Here is a 12,677-nt window from a genome sequence, read left to right as displayed (position 1 = left end):
CATAACATTCCGGTCACGAACGAGGCGGACAACGGCCGATCGGCCCATACACCTACCTGGTTCGGTGATGCGGGTAGATCACAAACGGGCCTCCCTTCCGGCACCGGCGGCCGGGTCACCCACGCGGAGGCGTGTCGCCGCCCCGGAACTCGTCACGCCGGAATCGGTCGGTGAGTCGGCGGGCGCGGGTCCCACTCCGGTCCCGAAACCTGATGCTATGCGGGGCATCCCGGTGTCTTCTGGGGGCGTACCGCACCGGGTGCCCGGGCCGGGACCATGGACCGGATGAAGTGGCCGATCTCGGCGATGGCCCGCCGGGATTCGGGCAGCAGATCGGCCGCGGCCTGGAACACGTGCACCTGGCGGTCCCAGATCTGCAGCTCGCAGTAGCTGCCGGCCTCGGTGAGCCGGTGGGCCATGGTTTCGGCGTCCGGCAGCAGCAGCTCGTCCGACCCCACCTGGATCAGCGTCGGGGGCATGCCGCGCAGATCGTGCTCGATCGGGCACAGCCGGGCCCGGGTGTAGGGGCTGGTCGCCCGGTGGGCTTCGAGGCGTCGGGCGAGTCGGGACAGTTCCGCCGCGGCGGTGGCGGGCAGGAGGGCGCACCGGTCCGCGTTGGGGTGTGCCAGTTTGCGGGCCGGATCCAACTCGGTCAGTGGGGAGAGCGCCACAACGGCTGCGGGGGCGGGCAGGCCCTCGTCACGGAGCCGCAGCGGCACCATGAACGACAGGTACCCGCCGGCGGAGTCGCCGGCGATCACGATCTGCTCGGGCCGGTAGCCGGTGGCCAGGAGCAGCCGGTACCCGTCGATGCTGTCGTCGATGGCGTCGTCGATCGTATGGGTGGGCAGCATCCGGTAGTCGACCATCAGCACCGGTGCCTGTGCCTCGGCGGAGATGCGCGAGACGAGGCGCCGGTGCGTGCGCAGGCCACAGCACAGAAACGCGCCGCCGTGCAGGTAGAGGACGACGCGGTCGGCACCGACGTCGCGGGCCTGGACCCAGAGCGCGCCGCAGTGCGGGAGCGTCGCGGGTCGGCACCGGGTGCCCTCGATCGGCGGCAGCAGGTTTCCGACGGATTCGATCAGGTTGGTCGGCCACGGCAGCCCGGACGCGCGCGCCCACAGTGAGAGCACAGGGCGCAGGGTCAGCTGGAGCGATCGCGCCAGCAGTTGCGCCTGCACGCTGGCTCCGGGGAAGTGCCGCCCACGCACCTGGGTGGGGCGAAGGGGGACTCCTGGCCCGTGCGGTGCGGCGCATCCGTCGAGATCGCCGGGTTCCGACGGTGGGGTGGTCGTCACGATGGTCCTCACATCAGTTCGTTCTTGCGCCCCCGGACGGGTCGGGCACGCGTGGGCCGGGGGACTATGCACGCTGCCGAGGTGGAGTCCGAGTCGGCGTGCACATATCTCCTGAGGCGTCGGCACACCGGCGGTGCCGACGTCGGGGTCTGGACACGGTGCCGGTCCGGGGGGCGCACGCACCGACAAAGACTGCCGGGGCGATCGCGGCAGCTGCCCGATCGGCGCCCAGCGAGACCGGACGTACTGTTTCGGAGCATGGCGGTCTCGCCGGCCGGTGGGTCCGCTCGCGGCGTGGGCGTGCTGCAGACCGCTCGACCGCCGGAAGCGCTCATGCATACCGGGCAGCGGCCCGGACGGAGCCGTCGTGTGCAGCAGTTCGGTCCAGTGCGTTCCACGCGGTCCGGTAGCGCTTGTCGGTCATCTCGTCCGCGTCCGCGAGCAGGGCGTCCAACAGGGAGGAGGGATTGTTCTGCCAGCAGCGCACCGCCTCGGCGACGGCGCGGTTGGTGAACAGACCCGAGCGGGCCAGCGCAACCCGCCACTCGTCGAAGACGCCGCGATGGATCTGTTCGACGGTGTCGTAGTCGAATCCCTCGGCGACGAAATCGCGGGAGAACGCCGCCGTGACATAGTCCCCCCAGCCGGACGATTCTGCCGTCATCGGTGCGGGCCCCTTTCGTGCAGTCCACGCGACGGGTCCATTTCCGAAGGGCGACGGCGAACGGTGTCGGCGCCACCAGGGAACCCGGCCTGCGCAGTGTGTGTCAGGGCGTATCGTTGCCCGCCGTGGGGCCCGAGGGCATCGGCCGAACGACCCGGAGGGATACCTGTTTCTCGCCGACGGAACTCTCGACCGGGGTGGGCGGCGGATCGTTCGCCCGCCCGAGGCCGGTTGGGTGCGCCCGCGGACCCGGAGGGAGCAGACAGGTGACACCGCCATCGACGGCCTGGGGGCGACAGCTGTCCCTGCCCCCCGTTCATCACCATGGGCGGTCGCGATGAGGTGGGTGCTCCCGGCATTCCGCGGTGTGCACGTGCCGAAACCTCTCGAGGACCACCGGTTTCGGCTCGACGCCAGGCTTGCGCCACGCGGACGGCGGCCACCCTCGTCGAGGATGCCGGCAGGCCTCCGGGCGGTGCCCGGTGGTCTCGGCCGTGACCGGACACGGTATCGGCATCGGCCGGGGCGAGCAGACCTGACCGACGCGCAGTGGTCGTGGTTGGCCCGCTGCTGCCCCGGGGGAGAAGGCGGGCCGCCCGCCGAAATGGACGAAACGCCAGCCCATCGACGGCATCCGGTGGCGGACCCGCACGGGTACCCCCTGGCGGGACGTCCCGGCCCCGGTACGGACCGTGGCAGACGGTGTACGGGGCTGTTCCGGCGCCGGCAGCGCGGCGGAGTGTGGGCACAGATCCTGACGGCGTTGCAGGCACTCGCCGACGCTGCCGGCGCGATCGTGTGGGACGTCGGCGTCGACTCGACCATCGCGCGGGCGCACCAGCATGCGGCCGGGGCCCGCGGGGACGGCGATCAGCAGATCGAGAGCCACCCGGCGGGGTGGTGACCGAACCGGAGGATCACGCGTGGGGACGGTCGCGTGGTGGGTGGCCCACCAAGACCCATCTGGCCTGCGAGCAGGGCAGCAAACCGTTGTCGAGCGTGGTCACCGCCGGTCAGCGGGGGCAGTTCGCAGTTCACCGCGGTTCTCGACGGGATCGGTGTGCCGCGGACCGGCCGCGGTCGGCCGCGTACCCGGCCGGATCGTGTGCTGGCCGACAAGGCATACAGCAGCACCGGAAATCGCGCCTACCTGCGTAAACGCGGTATCCGCGCGACCATTCCGGTCAAGTCCGATCAGGCTGCCCACCGGACGCGGAAGGGGTCGTCCGGTGGACGTCCGCCGGAGTTCGACACCGAGCACTACAAGCAGCGTCATGCTGTCGAGTGCGGTATCAACAAGCTCGAGCAGAACCGCTCGGTGGCAACCAGATTCGACAAACTTGCGGTCCGCTATACCGCCACCGTCCGAATCGCCGCCATCAATCAGTGGCTCCGGCCCGACCGCTGATGAAACACACCCTAGCGCTCTTCGTCGCCGGGCACGGCGTCTTCCCGTGCCTGGGACGGGAAGACCGAGTGCAGCGGATTGACCCCGCCCATCGCCCCGTGCCCGGGCACGCCATGTTCGTAGGCGGATTCGGCGTGCAGGGCCAGGTCGATACCGGACGCCTCGTCCTCCTTGCTGACCCGGAAGCCGAAGGTGCGGTCGATCAGCTTGCCGAGGCCGAAGGTCACGCCGAAGGCGTAGAGCCCCACCACCAGTACCGCGAGGACCTGCTTGCCGAGCTGCGCGAAGCCGCCGCCGTACAGCAATCCTTCCGGACCGTCGGTCATCACGGCGGTCGCGAGCACGCCGACGAGAACGGTGCCGACGATGCCGCCCATCAGGTGCACGCCGACGACGTCGAGCGAATCGTCGTAGCCCAGGCGGAACTTCCAGCCCACGGCGTACGAACAGACGATGCCGGCCACCGCGCCGACGACGAGCGCACCGAGAACATCGACGGTGCCGCACGCGGGGGTGATCGCCACCAGGCCGGCGACCACGCCCGAGGCGGCGCCGAACGTGGTGGGGTGCCCGTCGCGGCGCTGTTCGACGAACAGCCACCCGAGCATGCCGGTGCACCCGGCGACGAGCGTGTTGAGGAAGACCGCGGCGGCCTTGCCGTCGGCGGCCAGGGCGGAGCCGGCGTTGAATCCGAACCAGCCGAACCACAGCAGGCCCACGCCGAGCAGGACGATCGGGAGGTTGTGCGGCCGCATGGACTCGGAACGGAATCCCAGCCTTGGTCCGAGCACCAGTGCCAGGGCCAGACCGGACGCTCCGGAGACGGTTTCGACGACGAGTCCACCCGCGTAGTCGAGCACGCCGAGCCGTGCGATCCAGCCGTCGGGTCCCCAGACCCAGTGGGCGACAGGGACATACACGAGCAGTGCCCAGACAGGCACGAACAGCATCCAGGCGGAGAACTTGGCCCGGTCGGCGATCGCCCCGCTGACGAGGGCGGCGGTGATGATCGCGAAGGTCAATTGGAAGGTGGCGAACAGGAGTTCCGGTACCTGGCCGTGGACGGTGTCGGGCCCGATACCGCTCATCCCCAGGTGTGCGAATCCGCCGAGCACTCCGCCGCCGAGATCGTCGTCGAAGCTGAGCGTGTAGCCCGCGACGAGCCACGTGACCGTGACGAGCGGGATCGACACGAAGCTCATCATGATCATGTTGAGGACGCCGGTGGAGCGGACCATCCCGCCGTAGAACAGGGCGAGACCCGGGGTCATCAGCAGGACGAGGGCGGTGCTGGCCAGCAGCCACGCGGTGGCCCCGGCGTCGATCGTGGGTGACACGGCAGATTCTCCTCACGCGCACGGTTCTCGGTGCGCCGGGTATCCACGATGTGCCGGTCCGGTTTCTGCCACGCGGCGCGGGTGTTGCGAGCGAGTTACGGAAACGGTCATTTCGGACAAGTGGCCGCGAGGGTGTCCCGGTAGCCGCGCACGGGCGGTGCCGCGGAGCGGTGTTCGCGAGGTTCGCCCGCTACGGGACCGACGAGGTCGGCGGCCGGGGGCTCAGGTCTTCTTGCGGGGCGATCGGCGTCGTTTCGGGGCCGGCTCGGACTCCGGGATGTCTGCCGGACGGCCGGTCAGCGCCTCCACGACGGCGGCGAGATCCTCCGAGGACAGCTCGGGGGTCTCCTGCGGGGTGCGGCCCGCCGTGGCGGAGCGTGCCCTCGTTGCTGCGGTGTCGTCCATCGGTGTCCCTCTCGTCGCTCGGCGGCGTTCCCCGGATGACCGCCACGCTCACCGCACGCGCCATCCACCCGGCCAGCATGCCGGAAAGGTCCCGTTTTCGCAGCGGATGACGGCCGACACGCCCGGCGCGGATTCGGCCCGTGCAGCGCAGCGGCCTCCCGTGCCCCGGAACGGGGCGACGGGAGGCCGCTGCGCGTGTGGTGACTGGTCGGCGAGATTACCGGTGGTGGACCGTGCGGCGGCCGGTGACAGCCTTGACCAGGAACAGCAGGATCACCGCACCGAGGAGGCAGGTGAGGAAGCTGAAGATCAGGCCGCCGCCCGCCACATCGACACCGAAGAGCTTGAGCAGGAAGCCGCCGAGCAGACCGCCGATGACACCCACGACGATGTTCAGCAGGATGCCCTGTTGCTCGTCGGTCTTCATGATCTTGCTACCGATCCAGCCGGCGAGGCCGCCGATGATGATCCACCCGATGATTCCGAGTCCGAGCACGCTCCACTTCCCTTCGTTCGGGAATCTCGTCGATCCCCTCCGGTCTTCACCCGCCGTCGCCGGCGTGGTCACGACTTCGGTTACCCCGTAGGGCGAGGGACTACACCTCGGCGGAAAATTGTTCTCGTTCTGCGCCTTCCGCCGAGGTCCGTCAGCTGCAGTCCCGGCAGCGTGTCGTGCCGTCGTCGGACGGCGCGAGCCTGCTGTGGTGGTGGACCAGGAAACAGCTGTCGCACACGAACTCGTCGTTCCGCCGGGGGACGACCGGGGCGGTGAGCTCCTCCCCGGACAGGTCGGCGCCGGGGAGTTCGAAGAACTCGGCGATGTCGCCGTCGTCCGGCTCCACGGTCTCGCTCACCGCCGGAAGCGTCGGGGCGGTCAGCTCGTCCGTGTCGAGCTCTTTACGGGTGTCGTAGTCGAGTGTCATGACCCTCCTCAGTCCTGGTCGCCGCCCGGCGACGGCACCAGCCGCGCGGTGCGATGTCTTCTTCGTGTCACCTTCCGGCGGGTGCCGGTGAGGGCGACGCCGGGCCGTGATCGCCCTCCTGTACCCGGACCGGGGAGATACCAAACCACTGTGCCGGAACCGGTGGGCGATCCAGGCCGGCCGTCCGACCGGACGGGTGGTCTCGCCGCGCGCGGGCCCCGGCTATCCGGTGTTCGGGATGGGCCCGACGGATGCGACCGAGGTTCCGAATTCCTCGATCACGTACCACAATTCGTCGTCTGGTCCGATGTCGTAGGTGCAGGAGTCCGGCCGGGGATCGGGGACGAAGGCCCAGAGGAGCGCCCCGGCGGTGCCGGCCGTCTTCTGTCCCTCGATTTTCGTCGCGATGTGCTCGGCGCGGTCGGCCGTGGCCCCGCACCAGCCCGCCGGCTCGCCGATCTCGGCCACCAGCAGCGGCTTGTCGATCTGCTGGGCCTGGGCGATGCGGCGCGCCAGGCCGTTCCACTGGTCGCCGGGCAACGGGATCCCGTCGGCGCCGTAGTCGTGGTACTGGACGACGTCCACGAAGGGGGACGACCCGACCAGCGCGTACTCGTCGCCCTGCGTGCCGCACTGCCCGCCGCCGGTGAGCCCCGCGGTGATCAGGGTGCGGGGATCGATCGCGCGGACCTGCGCCCCCGCCGTGTCGAAGAACCCGCGCAGGACGGCGGCCGCGTCCGGCGGGCACTGCCGCAGCCACCACGAGCACGCCGCGTCGGTGCACATGCTGGTCTCGGGTTCGCCGACGAGTTCCCATGCAGCCAGCGCCGGGGAGTCCTTCCACCGCGTCACCGCCGTCGTCACCCAGTCCCGGAAACTCAGCACGGCACGCTCGTGATCGACCGGCTCCGTCCATCCGTCGACATACCACTGCCGGTCCTTGAACGCCTCGTCCTCGCACGCGCCGTCCTGGGCGGCAAGGACCGGGATCACGAGTTGACCGTGGGCCTCCGCCGCGGCGAACACGGCGTCGAGCGGGCCGAAGTCGAGTTCGCCGGTGAACCGGTCGACGGCCAGGGCCTGGAAGGCGTTGAAGCGGGTGAGCGAATGCGATGGCAGCGCGCCGAAGTACGCATCCAGATCGACCATGGCGCCGCAGCCCCAGTTCACCGCCCAGTTCGTGCCCAGCTGGTAGGCGTTGAAGCCGGTCGGCCACCAGGGCTGCCCGTCGAGCCGCAGCGCCGTGCCGTCGGTGGTGACCCGCGCGCCCGGATCCGGATCGGCGGCGGCGGTGCCGGCCGTGCCGATCGTCGCCGCGGCGACGATCGAGAGACCCACCGCCCACGCCTTTGCCGTGCTCCCCGATCCCATGGAGGAACTGTACTGGCGCGGAGCCGGATCGGCTGCGCATGCGAACCGCGCGACACCGCCGAGTTAGCACTCAGGCTCGGTGAGTGCTAATCTGTGCTGCGTAGCAGCCGGGCCGACGAGTGAGGTTGATCCAGGAGTAGATGCCGTGTCCCGTATCTGTTCCCGGTCGCATCGAGCGGTGGTCGCCGGACCGTTCACCCATCCCGGAATTCTTGTCCTGCAGAAGGTTCCGTACGACCCCGCCACCGGATGCTGCGCACCGTTCCGCCATCGCCGACGAGGATCCGAAAGACCATGTCCGTCCTGCAGACTCCCTTCCGCTCCGGACCGCACCGTTCCCGCCTCGACCTACCCGCGCTGTCGACGCTGCGTGAGGCGGTCGAGGAGAAGGGGGCCGATCTGGCGCTGATGCTCGGCGCCCTGTCGATCGTGACCTTCTGGACGTTCGGCTTCGGGATTCTGCTCGGTGCGGCGGCCATCGGGACCGGCATCGCCGCCACCCGCCGGCCCGCCGTGTTCACCGACGAGGAGAAGTCCCTCGACGCTCTCGTCGGCATGCTCACCGGCATCTTCGGCATCCTCGCGGGCGTGGTGTTCCTCAGCTGGGCGCTGCCCAACCTCTGAGGCACCTGCCTCGGTCAGCGAGGCGCGGACGCCGGCGCGGCCATGAAGCGGTGGAGGAAGGCCTTCACCGAATCCGGTGTCACCGTCGACGCCGCCGCCATCGCCTTGGACATGGGGGAGCTGGCCACCACCTTCCGTTTGCCCTTCAGCATCGCCTCGTAGCCCTTGCGGGCGACCTTCGCAGGGTCGTCCTTGGGGCCGCGGGCGATCGGCGCGTCCGCCATCCCGGCCTTGCGGAAGAACGGGGTGTCGGTCGCTCCGGGCATCAGCGCGGTGACGGTGACCCCGGTCCCGCGCAGCTCCTCGTGCAGCCCCTCGGAGAACGACTGCAGGAACGACTTGGAGGCGTTGTAGACGACCTGGTACGGGCCGGGCATCTCCGAGACCACCGACGACGTGATCAGCACGCGCCCGGTGCCGCGCCCGGCCATGCCGTCGAGGACGTACTTGGCCAGATGCACGGTCGAGCGCACATTGACGTCCACCACCTCGAGCTGGTCGTCGAGGCCGGTGTCCACGAACAGGCCACCCTGCCCGGTGCCGGCGTTGAGCGCAGCGGCGGCCAGCGGCCGGCCGGTCGCCGTCACGGCGGTGCACACCTCCTCCACGCCCGTCGCCGTCCGGAGGTCGGCGCGCACCGGAATCACGGCGGCGCCGGTGGCGGCGAGAGCGCGGGTGGCGTCGTCGAGGGCATCGGAGCGGGCCACCAGGATGAGGTCGTATCCGTCCCGGCCGAACAGTCGGGCGAGTTCCAGGCCGATGCCGCTCGACGCTCCGGTCACCAGGGCCAACGGTCGTGTTTCGGTCATGGCCCCGGATACCCGCATCACTCCGCCGCAACCACGCGACCGGGGTGTCGGTCGGCGCCGGTAGTCTCGGCGCGTGGCCCTCTACCGTAAGTACCGACCGGCGACCTTTGCCGAGGTGGTGGGTCAGGAGCACGTCACCGAGCCCCTGAGCATCGCCCTCGACGCAGGTCGCATCAATCACGCGTATCTGTTCTCGGGCCCGCGCGGCTGTGGCAAGACCTCCTCGGCCCGGATCCTGGCCCGCTCCCTGAACTGCGCGGAGGGCCCCACGTCGGCCCCGTGCGGGACGTGCCGGTCCTGCGTGGCGCTCGGCCCCGGCGGTGGCGGCAACCTCGACGTCATCGAGCTCGACGCCGCCAGCCACGGCGGCGTCGACGACACCCGCGAACTACGCGACCGTGCCTTCTACGCGCCGGCCGAGTCGCGGTACCGCATCTTCATCGTCGACGAGGCCCACATGGTCACCACGCAGGGCTTCAACGCCCTGCTCAAGATCGTCGAGGAGCCGCCGGAGCACCTGATCTTCGTGTTCGCCACCACCGAACCGGAGAAGGTGCTGCCGACGATCCGCTCGCGCACCCACCACTACCCGTTCCGGTTGCTGCCGCCCCCCGTCATGCGCGGGCTGCTCGAGAAGATCTGCACGCAGGAGAACGTGCCGGTCGAGGACGCCGTCTACCCCCTGGTGATCCGTGCGGGCGGCGGTTCGCCGCGCGACTCGCTGTCGGTGATGGACCAGCTCCTCGCCGGCGCCGGCGAGGAGGGCGTGACCTACAGCCGTGCACTCTCGCTGCTCGGCGTCACCGACGTCGCCCTCATCGACGAGGCCGTGGATGCCCTCGCCGCCGGCGACGGTGCGGGTCTGTTCGGAACCGTCGAGAAGGTGATGGATGCCGGCCACGACCCGCGACGGTTCGCGGTCGACCTGCTCGAGCGGCTCCGGGATCTCATCCTGATGCGATCGGTGCCCGACGCCGCCGATCGCGGTCTCGTCGACGCCCCGGGCGACGTGCTGGAGCGGATGCGGGAGGAAGCCGACCGGATCGGTCCCGCCACCCTGACCCGGTACGCGGAGATCGTGCACTCCGGTCTGGGAGAGATGCGCGGTGCCACGGCCCCGCGCCTGCTCCTCGAGGTGATGTGCGCGCGGATGCTGCTGCCCGCCGCCTCGGGTTCGGAATCGGCTGTGCTGCAACGCCTCGAGCGTCTCGAAAGTGGGATCGCGGCCCCGCAGGGCGCCGCCCCGCGGGCCGTCGCTCCGGCGCCGGCCGCGCCCACGCCGCCGATCGCCCCCGACGAGCCGGCCGCCCGTTTCCAGCGACCCTCGCAGCGACGAGCCGCACCGTCCTCGGTCGCGCCCGTCCCCGAGCCTGCGGCCGAGCCGGCCCCCGTTCCACCGGCGGAGTCACGACCGGCCGCCGCGGCGCCGGCGCCCGTGCCACCGCCGACGCCCGCCCCACCGCCGACGCCCGTCCCACCGGCGCGCGAACCGGAGCCTGCACCGCGCCCCGTCGTGCAGGAACCGGAGCCTGCACCGCGCCCCGTCGTGCAGGAACACGAGCCGCCCGCACCGCGACCCGCGCCGGAACCCCAGCCGGAGCCGGCGCCCGCCCCCGCCCCCGGGCCCGCCCCCGCCGCCGGGCCCGACGCCGCCGCCGTCCGCGCGGTATGGTCCGAGGTCCGTACCAAGGTCCGCGAGCGCAGCCGCACCGTCGAGGTCATGCTGTCCGGCGCCACGGTCCGCAGCATCGAAGCGGGCCGCATCGTGCTCGGTCACGATTCGGCCCCCCTGGTCAAGAGGCTCGTCGAACCGCGCAACGCCGCGGTGATCGCCGACGCCCTGCGGGCGGTGTTCGGGGTGGACTTCGAGGTGACCTGCGTGCAGGGCGCTGCGACACCCCCCACCGCCGCGAAACCGGCCCCGGCGCAGGCGGGGTCGCGCCCTTCCGGTCAGCCTCGGTTCTCCCGGCCCAGCCAGGCCCGGCAGGCCCAGCCCGCCCCGCAAACGCGCGTGACGTCCCCCGGCGCGCCCCCGGTTCCGTCGCGTCCCGAGGTCGACGACATCCCGCCGCCCGAGGCGCCGGACTACCCGGACGACCCCGGTCCCGAGCCGGACTACGAGCCGCCGCGGATCAGCCCCGCCGACGTCACCCCCGAGGACGAGGAAGAGATGTTCGCCGAGGCCGCCACCCCGGGCGACCCGTCGACGCGGCGCGAACCGGAGGACGTGGCGATCGAGTTGCTGCAGGACATCCTGGGCGCGAAGAAGATCAGCGAGTGAGCACGAAAGATCGGTAAGTTGACCGATTGTCGGCGTGATCGCCGGGTTCCTATGGTCGAGCCACCTCAACCGGAACCCCGCGATTCACGGAGACAACCATGACCGATACCCTTTCCTGGCTCAGTGCAGCCGAACTCGCGACCGACGTTCGCCGAGGACAGATCAGCGCGAGCGAAGTCGCGGCGCACTTCGTGCGGCGCGTGGACAATGTCAACCCGGCGATCAACGCGATCGTCGACTTCGATCGCGAACAGGTCCTGGCGGACGCGCGCGCACTGGATGCGAAACTGGTCGGCGGCGAGTCCGTCGGACCTCTGCACGGAGTGCCGTTCACGATCAAGGATCTGACGGCCGTGGCGGGCCGGCCCCTGACGTTCGGCATGGTGCCGATGAAGGACAACATCGCCGAGCACGACGCGGTGATCGTTCGGCGGCTGAAGGCCGCAGGCGGTCTCTACCTGGGCAAGACCAACACACCGGAGAGCGGGTACTACGGCGGCACGGACAACCACCTGTTCGGTCCTACCCACAATCCGTGGAAGCGCGGATACAGCGCGGGAGGTTCCAGCGGCGGAGCCGCCGCCGCCGTCGCGGCCGGTCTCGGCCCGCTGGCCGAAGGCAGCGACGGGGCGGGGTCGGTGCGCATTCCTGCGTCGCTCTGTGGCGTGGTCGGGCTCAAGCCCTCGACCGGGCGGGTGCCGCAGACCATTCTGGGTGGTCGCTTCTACCATTGGGCCTACCACGGTCCGATCACCCGCACGGTCGAAGACAATGCCCTCATGCTCGGTGTCGTCGCCGGACCCGACGAATCCGATCCGCTCAGTCTGCCGGCCTCGGACACCGACTACGTCGCCGAGACGAAGAAGGACATCGCCGGGTGGCGCATCGCGTGGTCACCGGATCTCGGCTTCGCAGAGGTCGATCCGGAGGTGGCGGCGATCTGCGCGCAGGCCGTTCGGGCGTTCGAGGACCTCGGTGCTCGGGTCGAGGAGGCGACGCCCGGCTGGGGAGACCCGGAAGAAGCGATGTGGCACGGCATCTGGGTTCCCGGTTTCGCGGCCGAACACGACATGATCGACTGGGACGAGTGGCAGGGCCAGGTCGACGATAATCTCGTCGAATTGATGCGTGAAGGAGAGCGTCTCACAGGTGTCGATGTCGGGCGGGCGGACCTGTTCCGTGGCCGGATGTGGGATACGTTCTCGTCGTTCATGCAGGACTACGACCTGCTGGTCTCGCCCACGCTGTGTGAAGCGGCCCATCCGCTGGGACAGTTCGCTCCCGGCCGGCTGGCGGGCGCGTCTCTGCGCACCCAGCTGCTCGGCTGGCTGATGACCTATCCGTACAACATGCTGACGACCCCGGCCGTCACCGTCCCTGCCGGATTCACGTCGGACGGACGTCCGGTCGGACTGCAGATCGCGGGACGGCTCCACGCCGACGCTGCGGTACTGCGCGCAGCGGCGAATTTCGAACGCGCTCGCCCCTGGGCGGACCGCATCCCGGAACTGTGACCGGGCGGGGAAACGGGCACACGAGAGGGAATATATCTGC

Annotated in this window: 11 protein-coding genes and 1 pseudogene; 4 read left to right on the top strand and 8 right to left on the bottom strand. The window is 70.5% G+C overall.

Features of this window, described 5'->3' with window-relative positions:
- Nucleotides 1-215: 215 nt before the first annotated feature.
- Both OCS65_RS27015 and OCS65_RS27010 read right to left on the bottom strand, forming a co-directional pair.
- Entirely contained in the window at nt 216-1,301 is a 1,086-nt protein-coding gene (locus OCS65_RS27015) for an alpha/beta hydrolase (protein WP_029547111.1), read from the bottom strand.
- A 331-nt stretch (nt 1,302-1,632) separates the two neighbouring features.
- Nucleotides 1,633-1,965, bottom strand: coding sequence for a hypothetical protein (locus OCS65_RS27010; RefSeq protein ID WP_006943112.1), 333 nt, complete (start codon nt 1,963-1,965; stop codon nt 1,633-1,635).
- A gap of 475 nt (nt 1,966-2,440) precedes the next feature.
- On the opposite strand from OCS65_RS27010, the pseudogene OCS65_RS27005 reads away from it, so the two are divergent.
- Nucleotides 2,441-3,373 (top strand): annotated as a pseudogene (locus OCS65_RS27005) (IS5 family transposase).
- Between the two features lie 11 nt (nt 3,374-3,384).
- On the opposite strand, the gene OCS65_RS27000 reads toward OCS65_RS27005, so the two are convergent.
- The 5 genes from OCS65_RS27000 to OCS65_RS26980 all read right to left on the bottom strand — a co-directional run bounded on the left by OCS65_RS27000 (nt 3,385) and on the right by OCS65_RS26980 (nt 7,409).
- The gene (locus tag OCS65_RS27000) at nt 3,385-4,710 is read right to left on the bottom strand and encodes an ammonium transporter (protein ID WP_050034456.1); all 1,326 of its coding nucleotides are present in this window, start codon (nt 4,708-4,710) and stop codon (nt 3,385-3,387) included.
- Between the two features lie 222 nt (nt 4,711-4,932).
- A complete protein-coding gene (locus OCS65_RS26995; protein ID WP_029547113.1) occupies nt 4,933-5,115 on the bottom strand; it encodes a hypothetical protein in 183 nt (60 codons plus the stop codon).
- Between the two features lie 217 nt (nt 5,116-5,332).
- Nucleotides 5,333-5,611 (bottom strand): GlsB/YeaQ/YmgE family stress response membrane protein, encoded by a 279-nt coding sequence (locus tag OCS65_RS26990; RefSeq protein WP_006943117.1) that lies wholly within the window; start codon nt 5,609-5,611, stop codon nt 5,333-5,335.
- Nucleotides 5,612-5,762: 151 nt separating this feature from the next.
- Nucleotides 5,763-6,038, bottom strand: a complete 276-nt coding sequence (locus tag OCS65_RS26985) for a DUF4193 family protein (RefSeq protein ID WP_006943118.1) — start codon at nt 6,036-6,038, stop codon at nt 5,763-5,765.
- A 222-nt stretch (nt 6,039-6,260) separates the two neighbouring features.
- Complete coding sequence (locus OCS65_RS26980; RefSeq protein ID WP_050034457.1) at nt 6,261-7,409, bottom strand: beta-mannosidase; 1,149 nt, start codon at nt 7,407-7,409, stop codon at nt 6,261-6,263.
- Nucleotides 7,410-7,703: 294 nt separating this feature from the next.
- Between OCS65_RS26980 and OCS65_RS26975 the strand changes: the two genes are divergently transcribed.
- The gene (locus tag OCS65_RS26975) at nt 7,704-8,033 is read left to right on the top strand and encodes a hypothetical protein (protein WP_006943121.1); all 330 of its coding nucleotides are present in this window, start codon (nt 7,704-7,706) and stop codon (nt 8,031-8,033) included.
- 14 nt (nt 8,034-8,047) lie between these two features.
- Here OCS65_RS26975 and OCS65_RS26970 read toward each other — a convergent pair whose 3' ends face one another.
- On the bottom strand, nt 8,048-8,842 hold the full coding sequence (locus OCS65_RS26970; RefSeq protein ID WP_044476307.1) for an SDR family NAD(P)-dependent oxidoreductase: 795 nt from the start codon (nt 8,840-8,842) through the stop codon (nt 8,048-8,050).
- Nucleotides 8,843-8,915: 73 nt separating this feature from the next.
- Between OCS65_RS26970 and OCS65_RS26965 the strand changes: the two genes are divergently transcribed.
- Together OCS65_RS26965 and OCS65_RS26960 are read left to right on the top strand one after the other, a co-directional pair.
- On the top strand, nt 8,916-11,123 hold the full coding sequence (locus OCS65_RS26965; RefSeq protein WP_050034458.1) for a DNA polymerase III subunit gamma and tau: 2,208 nt from the start codon (nt 8,916-8,918) through the stop codon (nt 11,121-11,123).
- A gap of 98 nt (nt 11,124-11,221) precedes the next feature.
- A complete protein-coding gene (locus OCS65_RS26960) occupies nt 11,222-12,637 on the top strand; it encodes an amidase (protein ID WP_006943126.1) in 1,416 nt (471 codons plus the stop codon).
- Nucleotides 12,638-12,677: the final 40 nt, after the last annotated feature.

Origin of the sequence: Rhodococcus aetherivorans (genome assembly GCF_025722975.1) — a bacterium.
Classification (GTDB): Bacteria; Actinomycetota; Actinomycetes; order Mycobacteriales; family Mycobacteriaceae; genus Rhodococcus; species Rhodococcus aetherivorans.
Note: the sequence above shows the minus strand (reverse complement) of the source record. Positions and strands in the feature narration are given on the sequence as shown.

What these genes read in the sequence shown, in the direction of transcription:
- OCS65_RS26975 (WP_006943121.1), top strand. Translation starts at nt 7,704, where the DNA reads ATGTCCGTCCTGCAGACTCCCTTCCGCTCCGGACCGCACCGTTCCCGC.
- OCS65_RS26970 (WP_044476307.1), bottom strand. Translation starts at nt 8,842, where the DNA reads ATGACCGAAACACGACCGTTGGCCCTGGTGACCGGAGCGTCGAGCGGC.
- OCS65_RS26995 (WP_029547113.1), bottom strand. Translation starts at nt 5,115, where the DNA reads ATGGACGACACCGCAGCAACGAGGGCACGCTCCGCCACGGCGGGCCGC.
- OCS65_RS26960 (WP_006943126.1), top strand. Translation starts at nt 11,222, where the DNA reads ATGACCGATACCCTTTCCTGGCTCAGTGCAGCCGAACTCGCGACCGAC.
- OCS65_RS27010 (WP_006943112.1), bottom strand. Translation starts at nt 1,965, where the DNA reads ATGACGGCAGAATCGTCCGGCTGGGGGGACTATGTCACGGCGGCGTTC.
- OCS65_RS26985 (WP_006943118.1), bottom strand. Translation starts at nt 6,038, where the DNA reads ATGACACTCGACTACGACACCCGTAAAGAGCTCGACACGGACGAGCTG.
- OCS65_RS26980 (WP_050034457.1), bottom strand. Translation starts at nt 7,409, where the DNA reads ATGGGATCGGGGAGCACGGCAAAGGCGTGGGCGGTGGGTCTCTCGATC.